The sequence below is a fragment of the Bacteroides stercoris ATCC 43183 genome, assembly GCF_025147325.1.
Lineage (GTDB): Bacteria > Bacteroidota > Bacteroidia > Bacteroidales > Bacteroidaceae > Bacteroides > Bacteroides stercoris.
In genome coordinates, this window is record NZ_CP102262.1 from 223,104 (window position 1) to 240,865 (window position 17,762).

General features: G+C 45.5%; 9 protein-coding genes. 4 read left to right on the plus strand and 5 right to left on the minus strand.

The annotated features are described in order from the left end of the window. The first annotated feature begins 134 nt into the window (after positions 1-134). The 3 genes from NQ565_RS00820 to pelA all read left to right on the plus strand — a co-directional run bounded on the left by NQ565_RS00820 (position 135) and on the right by pelA (position 5,706). Positions 135-3,167, plus strand: coding sequence for an efflux RND transporter permease subunit (locus tag NQ565_RS00820; RefSeq protein ID WP_005657668.1), 3,033 nt, complete (start codon positions 135-137; stop codon positions 3,165-3,167). Continuing rightward, entirely contained in the window at positions 3,164-4,489 is a 1,326-nt protein-coding gene (locus NQ565_RS00825; protein ID WP_040316225.1) for a TolC family protein, read from the plus strand. The genes NQ565_RS00820 and NQ565_RS00825 overlap by 4 nt, the downstream gene beginning before the upstream one ends. Before the next feature lie 110 nt (positions 4,490-4,599). Continuing rightward, on the plus strand, positions 4,600-5,706 hold the full coding sequence (gene pelA, locus NQ565_RS00830; RefSeq protein ID WP_005657673.1) for a pectate lyase: 1,107 nt from the start codon (positions 4,600-4,602) through the stop codon (positions 5,704-5,706). A gap of 116 nt (positions 5,707-5,822) precedes the next feature. On the opposite strand, the gene NQ565_RS00835 is transcribed toward pelA, so the two are convergent. The 5 genes from NQ565_RS00835 to NQ565_RS00855 all read right to left on the minus strand — a co-directional run bounded on the left by NQ565_RS00835 (position 5,823) and on the right by NQ565_RS00855 (position 16,044). Beyond that, entirely contained in the window at positions 5,823-7,463 is a 1,641-nt protein-coding gene (locus tag NQ565_RS00835) for a fumarate hydratase (protein ID WP_005657676.1), read from the minus strand. A gap of 174 nt (positions 7,464-7,637) precedes the next feature. After that, positions 7,638-9,623 carry a DUF4954 family protein gene (locus NQ565_RS00840; protein WP_016661960.1) on the minus strand — a complete coding sequence of 662 codons (1,986 nt, stop codon included), beginning with the start codon at positions 9,621-9,623 and terminating at the stop codon, positions 7,638-7,640. Between the two features lie 40 nt (positions 9,624-9,663). Next, positions 9,664-10,923 carry a GTPase HflX gene (gene hflX, locus NQ565_RS00845; RefSeq protein WP_005657681.1) on the minus strand — a complete coding sequence of 420 codons (1,260 nt, stop codon included), beginning with the start codon at positions 10,921-10,923 and terminating at the stop codon, positions 9,664-9,666. A 233-nt stretch (positions 10,924-11,156) separates the two neighbouring features. Beyond that, positions 11,157-12,824 (minus strand): RagB/SusD family nutrient uptake outer membrane protein, encoded by a 1,668-nt coding sequence (locus NQ565_RS00850; protein ID WP_005657683.1) that lies wholly within the window; start codon positions 12,822-12,824, stop codon positions 11,157-11,159. A gap of 13 nt (positions 12,825-12,837) precedes the next feature. After that, positions 12,838-16,044, minus strand: a complete 3,207-nt coding sequence (locus NQ565_RS00855; protein WP_005657685.1) for a SusC/RagA family TonB-linked outer membrane protein — start codon at positions 16,042-16,044, stop codon at positions 12,838-12,840. Between the two features lie 451 nt (positions 16,045-16,495). Here NQ565_RS00855 and NQ565_RS00860 point away from each other — a divergent pair, with 451 nt between their 5' ends. Further along, entirely contained in the window at positions 16,496-17,701 is a 1,206-nt protein-coding gene (locus tag NQ565_RS00860; RefSeq protein WP_005653000.1) for a site-specific integrase, read from the plus strand. The last annotated feature ends 61 nt before the right edge of the window (positions 17,702-17,762 follow it).

Sequence of the window (17,762 nt, forward strand, 5' to 3'; positions counted from 1 at the left end):
ATAAAGTATAAGGTATAAAGTATGAGCTATGGCAAGTCTATGCCGGGCGATATAACTCATAATCCGTACATTATACTTTATATTCCAGACTTTGCACTTTATACCTTAATACTTCATACTTTACGCTTCATATCATGAATATATCCGAATTAAGCATACGGCGACCGGTACTCTCTACGGTATTGACACTGATTATCTTACTCTTCGGTTTCATCGGGTACAACTACCTCGGTGTCCGCGAGTATCCGTCGGTGGACAATCCCATCATTTCCGTATCCTGCTCCTACCCCGGAGCAAACGCCGACGTTATTGAAAACCAGATTACAGAACCGCTGGAGCAGAATATCAACGGTATCCCCGGCATTCGTTCACTCTCCAGTGTCAGCCAACAGGGCTCGTCACGTATTACGGTAGAATTCGAACTTTCCGTAGACCTGGAGACAGCCGCCAACGATGTACGTGACAAAGTGTCGCGCGCCCAGCGTTACCTGCCACGCGACTGCGACCCGCCAACCGTATCCAAAGCCGATGCAGACGCCATGCCTATCCTCATGGTTGCTTTGCAAAGCGACAAACGCTCGCTGCTGGAACTCAGCGAAATAGCCGACCTCACCGTAAAAGAGCAACTGCAAACAATCTCCGATGTGAGCAGTGTAAGCATTTGGGGAGAAAAACGTTATTCCATGCGCTTGTGGCTCGACCCTATCAAGATGTCCGGTTACGGCATTACTCCTATCGACGTAAAGAATGCGGTAGACAATGAGAATGTGGAACTCCCCTCGGGCAGCATCGAGGGAAACACCATCGAGCTGACTATCCGCACACTCGGATTGATGCATACGGCAGAGGAATTCAATAATCTCATCCTGAAAGAGGACGGCAACCGTATTGTCCGGTTCAGCGACATAGGCCGTGCCGAACTCGGTCCGGCAGACATCAAAAGCTATATGAAGATGAACGGCGTGCCTATGGTAGGCGTCGTAGTGATTCCGCAACCGGGTGCCAACCACATCCAGATAGCCGATGCCGTGTACGAGCGAATGGAGAACATGAAGAAAGACCTGCCGGAAGACGTACATTACTCCTACGGCTTCGACAACACCAAATTCATCCGTGCCTCCATCGATGAAGTAAAACAGACCGTATACGAGGCCTTCGTCCTTGTCATCATCATCATCTTCCTGTTCCTTCGCGACTGGCGCGTCACCCTGGTTCCGTGTATCGTAATTCCCGTATCATTAATCGGAGCATTCTTCGTTATGTACCTGGCAGGATTCTCCATCAACGTACTCTCCATGCTTGCCATTGTACTTGCCGTGGGACTTGTGGTTGATGATGCCATTGTAATGACGGAGAACATCTACGTCCGCATCGAAAAAGGAATGCCCCCGAAAGAGGCCGGTATCGAGGGAGCCAAAGAAATCTTCTTTGCCGTAATCTCTACCACCATTACGCTGGTAGCGGTATTCTTTCCCATCGTATTTATGGACGGTATGACGGGACGTCTGTTCCGTGAGTTCAGTATCGTGGTGTCCGGTTCGGTTATCATCTCCTCTTTTGCCGCACTGACCTTTACGCCGATGCTGGCTACCAAGCTGCTGATAAAGAGAGAGAAGCAAAGCTGGTTCTACCGTAAGACCGAACCGTTCTTTGAAGGACTGAACAACCTTTACAGCCGTTCTTTGGCAGCCTTCCTGCGCAAACGCTGGATTGCACTTCCTTTCACTGCGGCAACCATTCTCATTATCGGCTTTCTTTGGAACCATATCCCTGCGGAAATGGCGCCACTGGAAGACCGTTCGCAAATCAGCATCAACACGCGCGGAGCCGAAGGTGTTACCTACGAATACATCCGCGACTACACGGAAGACATCAATCAGCTTGTCGACTCCATCGTCCCCGATGCCGAAGCGGTAACCGCCCGCGTATCCAGCGGTAGCGGTAACGTACGCATCACCCTGAAAGACATGCAGGACCGTGACTACACGCAAATGGAAGTGGCGGAAAAGCTATCGAAAGCAGTACAGAAAAAGACCATGGCACACTCTTTTGTACAACAGTCCTCATCCTTCGGCGGACGGCGCGGCGGTATGCCCGTACAGTATGTGTTGCAAGCCACCAACATTGAGAAATTGCAGGAAGTGCTGCCCAAGTTCATGGCAAAGGTATATGAGAATCCGGTATTCCAGATGGCGGACGTAGACCTGAAGTTCAGCAAGCCGGAAGCCCGCATCAACATCAACCGCGACAAGGCAAGCATCATGGGTGTCAGCACCCGCAACATCGCCCAGACACTGCAATACGGTCTGAGCGGCCAGCGTATGGGCTACTTCTATATGAATGGAAAGCAATACGAGATATTGGGAGAAATCAACCGTCAGCAACGCAACAAGCCTGCCGACCTGAAAAGTATCTACATCCGTAGCGACAAGGGAGACATGGTACAGCTCGACAACCTGATAGAGCTGACAAACGGCATCGCCCCGCCCAAGTTGTATCGCTATAACCGTTTCGTGTCCGCTACTATTTCCGCCGGACTTGCCGACGGCAAGACCATTGGGCAAGGTCTGGACGAAATGGACAAGATTGCCAAAGAAACATTGGACGATACTTTCCGCACCGCCCTCACCGGTGACTCAAAAGAGTACCGCGAAAGTTCTTCCAGCCTGATGTTCGCTTTCATCCTGGCCATCCTGCTTATCTACCTGATTCTTGCCGCCCAGTTCGAAAGTTTCAAGGACCCGCTGATTATCATGCTGACCGTGCCCCTTGCCATTGCGGGCGCACTGGTATTCATGTATTTCGGCGGCATCACGATGAATATATTCAGCCAAATCGGTATCATCATGCTGATTGGGCTGGTGGCAAAGAACGGTATCCTGATTGTAGAGTTCGCCAACCAGAAGCAGGAAACCGGCGAGGACAAGATGCAAGCCATCAAGGATGCCGCCCTGCAACGTCTGCGCCCTATCCTGATGACGAGCGCTTCTACCGTACTGGGACTGATACCGCTGGCATTCGCCACGGGCGAAGGGTGTAACCAACGCATCGCCATGGGTACGGCCGTAGTAGGCGGTATGCTTGTGTCTACATTGCTTACGATGTACATCGTCCCCGCTATTTATAGTTATGTATCTACCAACCGAAGTAAACTGAAGAACGAATGAAACGTACGCTTTTATCTTTCCTGATCATTCTGTGCACCGCGCTTGCCGTCCAGGCACAGCCAGCACCTGTCTATACCCTGAAATCCTGTCTGAAACAGGGACTGCTGAACAACTATTCCCTGCGTATCACCCGTAACGAACAGCAAGTAAGCAAGAACAATGCCACCCTTGCCAATGCCGGCTACCTGCCCACGCTCGACTTGTCTGCCGGCTATAAAGGTACTTTGGACAATACCGAAACCAAGCTGCGCACCACCGGTGAAACCACCAAAGAAAACGGCGTGTTCGACCAGACCGTCGATGCCGGCATCAACCTGAGCTGGACAATCTTCGACGGCTTCAACATCACCGCCAACTACCAAAAGCTGAAAGAGCTGGAACGCCAGGGCGAAACCAACACCCGTATCGCCATCGAAGACCTCATTGCCAACATCGCCGCCGAGTACTACAACTACGTGCAGCACACCATCCGTCTGAAAAACTTCCGCTACGCCGTATCGCTCTCCAAAGAGCGTCTGCGCATCGTAGAGGAACGGTATCACATCGGTAACTTCTCCCGCCTGGACTACCAGCAGGCCAAAGTAGACTTCAATGCCGACAGCGCGCAATACATGAAACAACAGGAATTGCTGCATACCTCGCGTATCCAACTGAACGAGCTGATGGCAAGTGAAGACGTAGACCGCCCTTTCATCGTTGAAGACAGCCTCATCAACGTCAGCGCCAAACTGAATTTCGATGAACTCTGGAATGCCACCTTGCAAGCCAACGCCGCCTTACTGAAAGCCGAACAGAACAATACGCTGGCACGGCTGGACTATAAAAAAGCCAGTTCCCGCGACTACCCGTACATAAAGATGAATGGCGGCTACGGCTATACCCTCAACAAATATGATATTTCCGCCAACAGCCGCCGCAGCAACCTCGGGCTGAACTTCGGCGTCACCGTAGGTTTCAATCTCTTTGACGGTAACCGCCGCCGCGAACTCCGCAATGCACGCATTGCCGTACAAAACGCCCGTTTGGAACGCGAGCAACTGGAACAAGCCCTACGCGCCGACTTGAGCAACCTGTGGCAAGCCTACCAGAACAATCTCCAGATGCTGAAGCTGGAACGACAGAACCTCGTTGCAGCCAAAGAGAACCATGAGATTGCCATGGAACGCTATATGCTCGGCAACCTCTCCGGCATCGAGATGCGCGAAGCGCAAAAGAGTCTGCTGGATGCCGAGGAGCGTATCCTATCGGCAGAGTACGACACCAAATTGTGCGAAATATCCCTGCTGCAAATCAGCGGAAGAGTAGAACAGTATTTGGAATAGACATACCGTATAAATCACAATTTTTACTCCCTTAAAAACAAATATTGCCATCTTCTCTTCAAACTTTTCCCTACTTTTGTTCGTAAAGAGAAACCAAAAACAATACCAATATGAAACGAACAATCTTTTTCTGTGCATTGCTTGCCTTGTTTACAGGCGCCAATGCACAGAAAACAACCGACTACAAAGAGAAACATCCTTATAAGGATTGGGTAAAGCTGGCCCCTAAATTGGACGATGCCTTCTTCACGACTCCCGAAGCTGTCCGTATTGCCGACAACGTACTGCTCTACCAGCAAACAACCGGTGGCTGGCCCAAAAACATCTATATGCCCGCCGAACTGACAGCCGATGAGTACCAGAAAGCCCTTGCCGACAAAGATAACGTCAACCAAAGCACCATCGACAACAATGCCACAAGCACAGAGATACGCTACCTTTCCCGCATCTACCTTGCCACCGGCATAGAGAAATACAAAGACGCTGCCTTAGAAGGCATACGCTACCTACTGAAAGCGCAATACCCCAACGGCGGCTGGCCTCAGTTCTGGCCGCGCCCCAAAGGTTATTATACCCACATCACCTACAACGACAATGCAATGGTGAACGTCATGAACCTGTTGCGTGATGTGTACAACAAGAAAGCCCCGTACACCTATGTACCGGATACCCTTTGCCAACGCGCCCGTATCGCATTCGACAAAGGTGTGGAGTGCATTCTCAACACTCAGGTAAAACAAAACGGCAAACTGACTGTGTGGTGCGCCCAGCACGATGAACACACCCTTGCCCCTGCCAAGGCACGCGCCTACGAACTTCCCTCGCTCAGCGGCGCCGAATCGGACAATATCGTCCTGCTGCTGATGTCCATCCCCGACCCCTCACCCCGGATTATCGCTTCTGTAGAAGCAGCCGTCAGTTGGTTCAAGGCAAACAAGATTACGGGTATCATGCGTAAGGACTTTACCAACAACGAAGGTAAAAAAGACTACCGGATGGTTCCTTGCCCACAGGATGACTATCCTTGCCCCGTATTTTGGGCACGTTTCTATACCCTTGAAGACAACCGCCCTTTCTTCTGCGACCGCGACGGAGTGAAGAAGTACGATATTTCCGAGATAGGGTATGAGCGCCGCAACGGCTATAGCTGGTATAACAATGCCGGATTGAAAGTGCTGAAAAAGTACGAACAGTGGAAAAAACAGATAAAAGATTAACGGCAACATTAAAAAGGAAATTCCATTACCTGCCTTATATTCCACCGGTCATCATACAAAAAGCCGCTCGAGGAGAGTTTCCTGAGCGGCTTTTATATCATATTCGGGATTATCCGTTATTTACTGCAATTCCACGGTTTCAATTGTTTGAAGAAGTCATTACCCTTGTCATCCACCAGGATAAATGCCGGGAAATCTTCCACTTCAATCTTCCAGATAGCTTCCATACCGAGTTCGGGATATTCCACACATTCGATGCTCTTAATATTGTTTTGCGCCAAGATAGCGGCAGGACCGCCGATAGAGCCGAGATAGAAACCGCCGTACTTCTTGCAGGCATCCGTAACCTGCTGGCTGCGGTTACCTTTGGCAAGCATAATCATGCTTCCGCCATGACTCTGGAAGAGGTCTACGTACGGGTCCATACGTCCGGCCGTTGTCGGGCCCATCGAACCGCAAGCCATTCCCTGCGGAGTTTTGGCAGGACCGGCATAGTAGATAGGATGGTCTTTGATATACTGCGGCAAATCCTCACCGCGGTCCAAACGTTCTTTCAGCTTGGCATGAGCGATGTCACGACCCACGATGATAGTGCCGTTCAGAGACAGGCGGGTGGAAACCGGATACTTAGTCAGCTCTTTCAGGATATTTTCCATCGGTTGGTTCAAATCAATCTTCACCACATCACCCTCACCGGCTTTACGGAGTTCGGCAGGAATCAGTTCACCCGGATTGCTGTCGAGCTTTTCAATCCAGATACCGTCCTTGTTGATTTTACACTTGATGTTACGGTCGGCAGAGCAGGAAACGCCCAAGCCTACCGGGCAGGAAGCACCGTGACGCGGCAGACGGATAATACGTATATCATGAGCCAGATACTTACCTCCGAACTGTGCACCAAGACCAATTCTGTGAGCTTCTTTCAGCACTTCTTTCTCCAGCTCTACATCACGGAATGCACGGCCGAATTCGTTACCCGTAGTCGGCAGGTTGTCATAGAAATGAGTGGAAGCCAGTTTTACAGTCAGCAGGTTTTTCTCGGCAGATGTACCGCCGATAACGAATGCGATATGATAAGGCGGACATGCAGCCGTACCCAACGTTTTGATTTTCTCAATAAGGAAAGGCACAAGTGTACCGGGATTCAGAATAGCTTTCGTTTCTTGATAGAGATAAGTCTTGTTGGCAGAACCGCCGCCTTTGGTCACACAAAGGAACTCGTACTCCATGCCCTCGGTAGCCTCGATATCAATCTGTGCCGGAAGGTTACACTTCGTATTTACCTCATCGTACATCGTAAGAGGAGCATTTTGAGAATAGCGCAGGTTCTCTTCGGTATAGGTCTTGTACACACCCAGTGAGAGAGCTTCTTCATCACAATAGCCCGTCCATACCTGCTGTCCTTTTTCACCGTGGATAATGGCAGTACCCGTATCCTGGCAGAAAGGCAGCACGCCTTTCGAGGCAACTTCAGCATTACGCAGGAAAGTCAGTGCCACGTACTTATCATTGTCACTTGCCTCAGGGTCACTCAGAATTTTAGCAACCTGCTCGTTGTGCGAACGACGCAACATGAACGAAACGTCACGGAAAGCGGCATTGGCCATTGCAGTCAAGCCTTCTTTTTCAATCTTCAGGATAGGTTTTCCTTCAAACTCGCTTACAGACACATAGTCTTTGGTAAGCAGATAATACTCAGTCGTATCCTTACCCTTTTCGAACATGGGCTGATACTTGAACGGAGGTGTTGTTGCCATAATTACTTGTTCATTTAGTTTAAAAGTGATTTCGTAACAGCAAAGGTAAGAAGTAATCTTGAAATATTTCTTTAATTAGAAAGAAAAAACGAGATTGAAACCTAATACTTCAACCCCGCTTTCTCTATTTTAATCATATAAAACGAATGGATTTGCCATCCCTCCGCCTCATCTTCATTGTACCTTTTGCATGCGTCCTATCAGCTCATCGCCCAATGCGGTCTTCACGTCAATGTGTTTGAGAACGGCCGTTACGAACGGATTGTTTTCGAAGTCACCACGTACCTGTTCAAAATCAAGTTCTTTTTCAAGACGTGAACCATCCGCACCAAAACCGGTCATGGAAGCCAGAGAAAATTCCTTTTTGGCATCCTCATAGACCATGCGGTCCAGACCAACAACAGCTTCTTTCCATTTCTCGACAATATGAATTATATCTTCTGCAGTCATATTTTCCGGAGCAATGCCATAGAATTCTTCCAACTTCTCATAAGCCCATGTCCACTCGTAGGTATAATAATTCCGGTGCATCCGTTCAAACTCGGCATTTATATGCTTCAAACGGTTAATCGCACCCGACTCTATGCCGTCTATCAAGGCGTCAATCTCACTTTTGGGAGCTATCAGTCCGGAAATATCCACCCATTCGCCGCTACCGATAGGTGTATCAGGCTTCAACCGGGCGCGAATCTCTTCATTGGTATGAAAACCGATACCTTCCAAACGTTTGATAACCGAATTGCCAAGAAACTTGTGAATGGCTATCTCATAAAAGCGGATACCTTTCACCAGAGCCGAATTGCGTATCTTGGCACTGTGAAAAGAATAAATATCGGAAAGTTCGCCGGAAGCATAACGCAGATTTTTTAAAGTCTCCCGTCCCTTGAACATCTTCTGTACGGTATAGGGACTCAACAGATTGTAGTTAATGAAGTCCAGTTTGTTGGTATCGGTACGCTGGTCGCGCCGGGGCCATTTTTGCGCATCACGGATAGTACCCACACTGCGCAGATTGACGCCGGGCACAAGATATGTCGTATTGTTCTGTTCTATCAGATAAGAGAACGGCAGGTTGGAAGTATCGGAATGGTTGACGTGACGTCCCATAACCAGAGAGAACGCCCCTACCCTTGCGGGCCACAGGATATAGGAATCGGAAGTGGTTTTGGCTCCACGCTCCAACGTACCCTGATGGATAGGACCGAGCTTATACATGTGATTACTTTGATTGGAACCGGAACCGGCATTCATAAAGGAAAACATACCGGCTATAAGCAAGGTGGATTTGTGATGTGTCACCGTATAAGGTCCGGCAAAAATAGCACACGCTTCACCGTTTTCTCCCTGGCAGTTACTGAAAAACAAAGAGTCTGAGGCAGAGTAGTTATGTCCCAGTTTGCAAGCCTGCCCTACAAAGCAACGGGTAAGCATGGCTCCATCATCCACATGCGAACCGGACGATATGATAAAATTATCGCAAATAACGCCGTGCCCGATATGTACAGGCGCGTTCTCGTTACTGTTGACACTTCCGTTGTACAGACGACACGTACCACAAATGTGGCAATAGTCGCCAATGCGGACATTCTTGATAGAGCCGGTATTGAGTATCATTACATGGCTGCCGATAGAACCGGTAGCGGAAGCATGCTTATTGGAATAGAAATCGGTAATTTCCTTCATCCGCGCAATCAGCTCCGGACGGTGACGGTACAGCGCCATGATATAGGCCTGATGAGCAGAAAGTTTGTCACTGATAAGCACTTCGCGCCCACCGGTCTCGTTCAAGACAGACACTTCCACACTGTTACCGAACCTGGACAATCCGTCTACAAGAATAATGTCTACATTCTCGATAAAAGTATCATGCCCTATTTCATAATTGGCAATGTAGTTTTGGATATTCTCGATGCAGCAATTATCACCCACCGTTACATTGTGAAGCGTTACATGCCGCAAACCGGAATGCTTCTTTATTCCACCCGGCAAAGTAAATTCAGAATGGAATACCCCCAAACGCACCTCACCCGAAAAACGGGTATGATGTACGAATTCCGTTGAAAACTCTTCTGCAACGGTTACTTTCCCCCAATCATCTGCCAGACACGACTGGCTCTTCAACCGAAGAACTTCGTCTTCGGTCAAGTTTCTGTAAGTCATAATATTCAAATTAAAAATGAAGAATCAATTCTTCATTGAATTAAACTTCCTCTTCATCGTAAGTCTGATAAAGAAAGTCGTTATAGGGGTACTTCTGCACATGCAGTTCTTTTACACGCCGGTAAACCACACTCTTCAGTTCCTCTACATTGATACGTTCGCGGGCAGAGATGAAAAGGCAATTGTCTTCCAACTTCGCCATCCACGTCTTCATCAGTTCTTCGAGTGTTAAGTTTTCTTTGGTTCTGGGGGTAAGGTCGTCGTCCGCTTTCGCCACATAAGTGTAAGCGTCTATTTTATTGAATACAAGTATCATGGGCTTACCGGATGCACCGATGTCCGCCAATGTCTTGTTCACCACTTCTATCTGCTCTTCAAAATCAGGGTGGGAAATATCTACGATATGCAACAACAGGTCGGCTTCGCGCACCTCGTCCAACGTAGATTTAAAAGAATCTACCAAATCGGTGGGCAACTTACGGATAAAGCCTACCGTGTCCGACAGCAGAAACGGCAGGTTCTCGATAATAACCTTGCGCACCGTAGTGTCCAACGTGGCAAACAGCTTATTCTCCGCAAACACTTCGCTCTTGGAAAGCAGCGTCATCAGAGTAGATTTACCGACATTGGTATATCCTACCAATGCCACACGAATAAGACGACCGCGGTTCTTGCGCTGGGTAGCTTTCTGCTTGTCAATCTCCGCCAGACGGTCTTTCAGCAATGACATACGGTTCAGGATGATACGGCGGTCCATTTCCAACTGCGTCTCACCCGGTCCGCGCAGACCCACGGAACCTTTACCGCCACCGGCTCCCGAACCGCCTCCCTGACGTTCCAAGTGTGTCCATAAACGTTGCAGACGGGGAAGCATGTATTTGTACTGCGCCAACTCAACCTGAGTTTTCGCATTTGCAGTCTGTGCACGCATGGCAAAGATGTCGAGGATGAGTGAGGTACGGTCCAATATCTTTATTTTCAGTTCAGCCTCGATATTGCGTATCTGCTTTGCCGAGAGCTCATCATCGAAAATCACCATACCGATTTCGCGCTCGGCTTCTTCTTCGCTGCGGATATATTCTTTTATTTCTTCCAGTTTACCCTTGCCGACGTATGTTACAGAGTTTGCCTGGTCTAACTTCTGAGTAAATCTTTTCACTACTTCCGCCCCGGCTGTCTCAGCCAAGAATGCCAGCTCGTCGAGGTATTCGTTCGTCTTACGCTCATCCTGAGTTTTTGTGATAAGACCTACCAATACTGCGGTTTCGACCTGCGCTTCGGAAATTACAAATTCTTTCATTCTACTTTATACCTTATTATATATATGTATCTTTATTATATGTGCCGGCAAATATAAGAAAAAACAAAACCATTCTCATAGTGTTCATTCCCATTTTTAATAATAAGGATAGGGATTCCTGTCGTAAACCACCGAGCGCCGCCAGATGCCACAAAACGGAAAGCGGATGTGCCAGCCCATACCTTCCGGTCTTTCGGCCTTGCACACCCGCCTTAATTATTTACGGATTCCGTTTATTTCATTTCGATAGCACTGTTATAATCGCTTTCACGGTTCGGAAGAATCCATTTCCAGAACTCCGATACATAGTTGCCATCTTTAAATCCGAATGTTCCGCTAATATACGAACTGTAATTACCGCCTTCCTTAAAAGAGTTACGAACCACCGGATCGCCCCAACGTTTGCAGTCATACCAACTGAAACCTTCGCCCCATAACTCCAGACGACGGTATTTCTTAATCTCTTTCAGTAAATCCTCACCGGTAACCGTGCACGTATATTGAGGGTCACGACCGCTATTTTTATTCAATTCAACCAAGCTGTTTTGTGCAGCAGTCGGGTCTGAACTCAGATAGTAATTAGCTTCCGCCTCAATCAACAACATCTCCGAAGCACGGAAAATGGGCTGACAACCTACAGCAGGCTGTGCCGTAGCCTGGAATTTCAGGCTGGCATAAGCATATGCCTGTGACGTAGCAGATGCTACTGTCTCCTTTACATACTTATTGGCTTTCGTAGAAGCGGCCTGACCCTCCGCTGTGTTGTTAAATTTATTGGCATTACGGCTTTCAGTACCTACAACCTCCAAGAATGTTTTACTTCCATCTTCCGGCAAGAATGTAGACTCCGTCAAGAACAATCCTTTACGAATATCGCTGTCGGCAAAAGACTCAACCAAATCACGATTGATACATACATTGATATTTTGCTGCGCATAGTAACCGTTACAAGCCATGAAGAGCTGCCATCCATAATACCAGATAGTTTCGGAAGCATCATTGTACACACCCCAAATCCACTCACTGCTGGGAGTGCAGAAACCGCTATAATATGTATTCGTGTCCATCAAGGGGAAATTGGCACGTGCCAAAGCCGCATGTTCCTTGGCCACGGCATAATCCTGACGTGTTAAAGCAGCACGGGCATAAATGGCATGAGCCACCGGAGCATCCGGGAAACTGATATTAGAGGTAGCATCCCAGTAAATGTCATCGCGGGTAAGTCCGGAAACCTCATATAATCTAAGGGCTTCATCAAGATCATCATAAACCTGCTTATAGGTTTCGGCCAATGTAGACAACTTCAAGTCTGTCTCTTCACCAGCTTCGGCCACTTCCTTAATGCGCAGTACCACACCATCGGTAGCACCATCATTACTACGTGCCCAAGGCTCACAATATAATTCAGCCAAACGGAAGAAAGAATAAGCACGGAATGTAAGCGCCTCGGCTTTCAAGAAGTCTTTCTCCTCTTGCGAACCTTCTGCTTTATCAATACGATTGATTACCGCATTGGCATTTCCGATAATCAGATAATAGTAATACCAGGGGTAAGAATCATAGATAGAACTGCTGCTCTGGGTTATAGTAGACTGGTTGTTCATCAGCGGAGACCATCCCGGTGCCATATAAGGGAAGTTGAAATCCTGACCGGGATATTCGCCATAAAGCAACTTCATAGTACCTTCGCCGTTGAAGTTTTGTCCATAATAGGCATGTTGCTGAACCATTGTCCTGCAAATACCGTTGATAACAAGTTTTGCATTATCCGTTGTAGAGAAAATCACATCTCCCTCCGCAGTCTGCGTGGAGTCTGTATTGAGCCAACTGTCCGAGCAAGAGGTAAATCCCAACAGACAGCCGAGTCCTAATATCATTACGTTCTTGAATGTATATTTCATAATCTGTTTCGTTTTAGAAGTTTAAATTAAGTCCGAGCGTAAACACACGTGCCGCAACGAATGTATTATCTTGAGAACCGGTGAAGCTATATTGAGGATTCATACCCTTACGCGCCGTAAAAGTAGCCGCATTTTCAATGGAGCCGTAAACGCTCAATCCACCCAATCCCCATTTTGTAACGACTTTCTTTGGGAAAGAATAGTTCAGATTGATATTTTTGATGACAAAATAAGAAGCATCCGTCAGCCAGCGTGAACTTGCACCATAAGAAGTAGAAGCCAAGCTTGAAAGGTCGAACTGAGGCGTACCGTTCGGATTCAAACGATTGGGAGAATCTTCGGTCATACCTTCCGGAACAGCTTGCCAGCCATTCAGCACATCCTTATGCAAGGCTCCCGGACCATTAGTCGTAGTATACATTAATCCTTGATAATTATAATCATATACTTTTCCGCCCAATGAATATGTACAGAGTACGGAAAGTGTCAGGTCTTTCCATGTCAAAGAGGTATTGATACTTCCATATACATCGGGCAGTGCACTGCCTTGCCATTCTTTTTCGGCATATGATGTATTGTACACGTAGTTTTTACCGTTGATAGTAACATACTCATCTTGAGCTTTCAAAGCATTGATTGTACTTTCACCCAGCTGTGAGTTTGCATTATAAAGCGCACGTCCGTTCATTTGGTCTACTCCGGCATAAGTATAAGTATAGAATTCATAGATGCTGTGTCCTTCACTGTAATTCTGTGTTCCATGCAGAATGTCTTTACCGCCGGGCAATTTTGTAATTTCGTTATGGATAGTAGTCAGGTTCAAACCGATATTCCACTTCCAATCTTTAGTCCGGATGGCATCTACATCCATAGCAACTTCAAGACCGGTATTGCGAACACTACCTATGTTAGCAAAATATTGTGACATTCCGGACGGCGTCTCGTCAGAAGTGGCAAACCAGTCGGTTGCACCGGCAGAAAGCGGATTGTGAACCGTGAAAAGCAAATCTTTAGATGTTTTATTGAAGAAATCCAAAGAGAAATTGAAACGGTTGAACAAACGACCTTCCAACGCGATATCCAATGAACCGGAAGTTTCCCATTTCAAGTTCTTATTAGGTATCTGAATTTTATAGAACGCACCGATACCGGCATTGACATCCGAATAGAACAGTTCCTTGTAAGCATAATAATCGGCACCGGCATCATTACCAACTTCACCGTAAGAAACACGGAACTTCAAATTATCAATCCATGTAAGGTCTTTCATGAACTTCTCCTGAGAAATAATCCAGCTTGCACCCAGCGACCAGAAATTACCCCACGGATCGGAGAAACGTGAAGAACCGTCGCGACGGAATGAAGCATCCAGGAAGTATCTTTCCGCAAAATTATAGCGTGCACGGGAAAGATAGCTTTCCGTAGTGTATTCTTGGTTATAACCATCGATACTTGTCATTTTTGCAAAATTGCTCATCTCCGTATTTCCACTGACTTTCATCTGTTCCTTCATCATGAAATCATAATTATAGGAGTGCTTGAAAGATTCGTGAGCCAGCAATACATCGATATGGTGCTTATCAAAATCGTGAGTCCATGTCAGTTCCTGTGTAAAACGGTATTCGCGTGTACGGTCATGTACTTTTGAAAGACGGCCGTTGTTAGCAGCACCGTCACCGCAATAGGGGTTATTGAAGGCTTTTTCCGTGTTATTTACATTATAGAGGTCCCCCCTTACAGTAGCCGCAAAATCTTTCAAGAAAGAAATCGTACCATATATCTGACCTGATACGGCATTACGTTCCTTACGGCTGATATCATTCTGAATCTCATAAATAATATTACGACCACTCAAATAATCATAGTTACTTATATCATAAGAGTTACCGTTGCCATCTGTAGCCACGCTTCCGTCTTCATTATGCATCAAATAAGGATAGACCGGTGCCATCTGACCGGCTGTATAGAACGGATTAGCAAAATATGCATCATGAGCATTAGCCTGATAATTAGAGCCGGACATTGTTCCGCTCAGACTTACACCTGTTTTAAACCAGGAAGTCGGCTGATAGTTAGCCTTCAAACGTGCAGTGAAACGGTCATAATCCGAGCCAATGATATATCCTTTCTCATTCAAATAGCCGAAAGAAGAGAAAATATCATACTTTTCTCCCATAGCATCCGCACTGGCTGTGTATTCCTGACGATAACCTGTGCGCTCCAATGCCTTCAACCAATCCAAATCATTGTAACCGGGTTTTACCTTTGCAACGAACTTTCCATTTTCATCGAACATGGCAGCACCGTTCTTATCAAAGATAGGAGAAAAAACAATGTCATCATTGACTGTTTTAGATGCTTCGAATGCTTGTTGCGGAGTAACTCCACCGTCTTTTTCCCAATAGCTTTGCATACCGGAACGCATAGCTTCCATCCATTGGTTTACGCCCAATTTGTCATATTCCGGTATACCACGGGTATACATACCCTGCTTCACACCAATCCGGAAGTTCAACTTATGACTTTTACCTTTTTTAGTGGTAATCATGATAACTCCATTAGCAGCCTTATTACCATAAAGAGCGGCAGATGAAGCATCTTTCAGAACAGAAATAGATTCAATATCCTGCGGATTGATATCATTCAAGCTTCCGCCATAAGGAGAGCCGTCTACGACAATCAGCGGAGCATTAGTTCCGTTTACAGAACCAAATCCGCGAATACGGATTTCGGATTTATCGCTACCCGGCTCGCCATATGAGTTATTCACCTGAATACCGGGAGCAGCACCTTCCAAAGTTCCCGTTACTTCAGTAACAGGGCGCATCTCCAGTTTCTTTGAGTCGATAGAAGCTACAGCACCTGTAATGGACTGGCGGCTAGCAGTACCGTAAGCAACAACGACAACTTCATCAAGTACCTCAGTATCAGGCTTCAATACCACTTTTAAGTTCGGTTTGATAGCCACTTCCTGAGTCTGCATACCGATGTATGAAATCTGCAAAGTTTTCGCAGAACTTGGTACATTCAGTAATGTAAAATCACCATCTACATTGGTAATAGCACCGATTTGCGTACCTTTTACCAATACAGAAGCTCCAATAACTGGCTGCCCATCTTCTTCAGAAATCACAACACCTGTGACTTTCTGTGTTTGGGCAGTTACCAGACCTATACCCACAAAAAGGCAGGCCAATAACAGCATTAATTTTCTTTTCATAAATTCTCTCTTAAAGTTTAACTTTACATTAATTGTTTCTTTACTCTAACAAAATGCAAATATATTAATAAATATGAAACACACAACTATTTTATTGAAAAAACCTTGTAAATCTATCAATCTGTTAAGAATTTCGATTATTTTATGCTGAATAGCATGTTTTATGCAATTATAGAACCTTAAAATGGTAATGTTTACTACCACTATGTTTTAATCATTTTGTTCTATTATTAATCCGAATATATATATTTTAAAATAAAATAGTTAAAAACGCTCTCATATTTACGCTAGTGCATCCGATAAAGCAAGATATCTTGAATCTTTTGAGTGACTTCAAAGAACAGACCGTCAAAGAAAGAGTCTTTTTTTGCAGATATTAATTCTTATTCAAACCCTGTTTTGCACAGAATATCATCTTATTTGTTTATAGTATTAATCAAAATAACTTGAGATGAATAAAATTATTTACAGTCTTGTGTACAACAGAAAGAAATGTCTGAACAAAAGAGGAATGGCACTGGTACAAGTAGAAGCTTATTTGGACAGAAAGAAGAAATACTTTTCAACCAAAGTCTATCTGAAACCGGAACAATGGGATGCAAAAAAACTAGTTGTAAAAAACCACCCTAATGCAGATGCTCTCAACCGCCTGATTTACGAATTTGTCGCAGCAATAGAGAAAAAAGAATTGGAATTATGGCAGCAGGGCAAACGTATATCATTGGAATTATTAAAGGATGCTTTAGCTACCAGAGAGAACAATTCTTCATTTATATCTTTCTTTAAGCAAGAGGTTTCGAATTCGTCTTTAAAGGACAGCACCAAACGCAATCATCTTTCTACTCTTCTATTGCTGCAAGAATTCAAAAGGGATATAGTATTTTCCGATTTGACATTCGAGTTTGTTTCATCTTTTGAGTACTTCCTGCAACAGAAAGGATATCATACCAATACCATTGCGAAACATATGAAACATTTAAAACGCCACATAAATATTGCTATTAATAAAGAATATATTGAAATCCAGAAATATGCTTTCAGGAAGTATAAAATAAAAACCGTGGAAAACAAACACACCCATTTAGTACCAGAAGAACTGGAACAATTGGAACGTTTGAGCCTGACGGACAAGCATATGAAACTGCAAAAGTCCTTGGATGCTTTTCTGTTCTGCTGTTATGCAGGAATGCGATACTCTGATTTTACAAATTTATCAAAGAAAAACATTGTAGATATAAATCAGGAAACGTGGCTTATATATAAATCTGTAAAGACCGGAACAGAAGTGCGGTTACCCCTTTATCTCCTTTTTGCAGGCAAAGGAATTGTAATCCTTAATAAATACCGCAATAATCTGGAGGATTTTTTCCGCTTAAGAGATAACTCAAATATTAATAAAGACCTGATAATCATTGCGAAATTGGCAGGGTTATCAAAAAAGATTTCATTTCACACAGCCCGTCACACCAATGCAACTTTACTTATATATAATGGTGTAAATATCACTACTGTACAAAAGCTGCTTGGTCATAAAAGCGTAAAAACGACACAAGTGTATACCAATATTATGGATATGACGATTGTCCATGACTTGGAAAAAATAAAGCAAGCAGCACTTGGTATCAAAAAAAAGACAGATAACAGCTTTAATAAGTAGTAAGCAAGTTGTTTTGTAATGCTGGAACTTTTAGTTTTCTCCTATAAAACTAAAAGTTTTA

What these genes read in the sequence shown, in the direction of transcription:
- NQ565_RS00820 (WP_005657668.1), top strand. Translation starts at nt 135, where the DNA reads ATGAATATATCCGAATTAAGCATACGGCGACCGGTACTCTCTACGGTA.
- NQ565_RS00835 (WP_005657676.1), bottom strand. Translation starts at nt 7,463, where the DNA reads ATGGCAACAACACCTCCGTTCAAGTATCAGCCCATGTTCGAAAAGGGT.
- pelA (WP_005657673.1), top strand. Translation starts at nt 4,600, where the DNA reads ATGAAACGAACAATCTTTTTCTGTGCATTGCTTGCCTTGTTTACAGGC.
- NQ565_RS00860 (WP_005653000.1), top strand. Translation starts at nt 16,496, where the DNA reads ATGAATAAAATTATTTACAGTCTTGTGTACAACAGAAAGAAATGTCTG.
- hflX (WP_005657681.1), bottom strand. Translation starts at nt 10,923, where the DNA reads ATGAAAGAATTTGTAATTTCCGAAGCGCAGGTCGAAACCGCAGTATTG.
- NQ565_RS00840 (WP_016661960.1), bottom strand. Translation starts at nt 9,623, where the DNA reads ATGACTTACAGAAACTTGACCGAAGACGAAGTTCTTCGGTTGAAGAGC.
- NQ565_RS00855 (WP_005657685.1), bottom strand. Translation starts at nt 16,044, where the DNA reads ATGAAAAGAAAATTAATGCTGTTATTGGCCTGCCTTTTTGTGGGTATA.
- NQ565_RS00825 (WP_040316225.1), top strand. Translation starts at nt 3,164, where the DNA reads ATGAAACGTACGCTTTTATCTTTCCTGATCATTCTGTGCACCGCGCTT.
- NQ565_RS00850 (WP_005657683.1), bottom strand. Translation starts at nt 12,824, where the DNA reads ATGAAATATACATTCAAGAACGTAATGATATTAGGACTCGGCTGTCTG.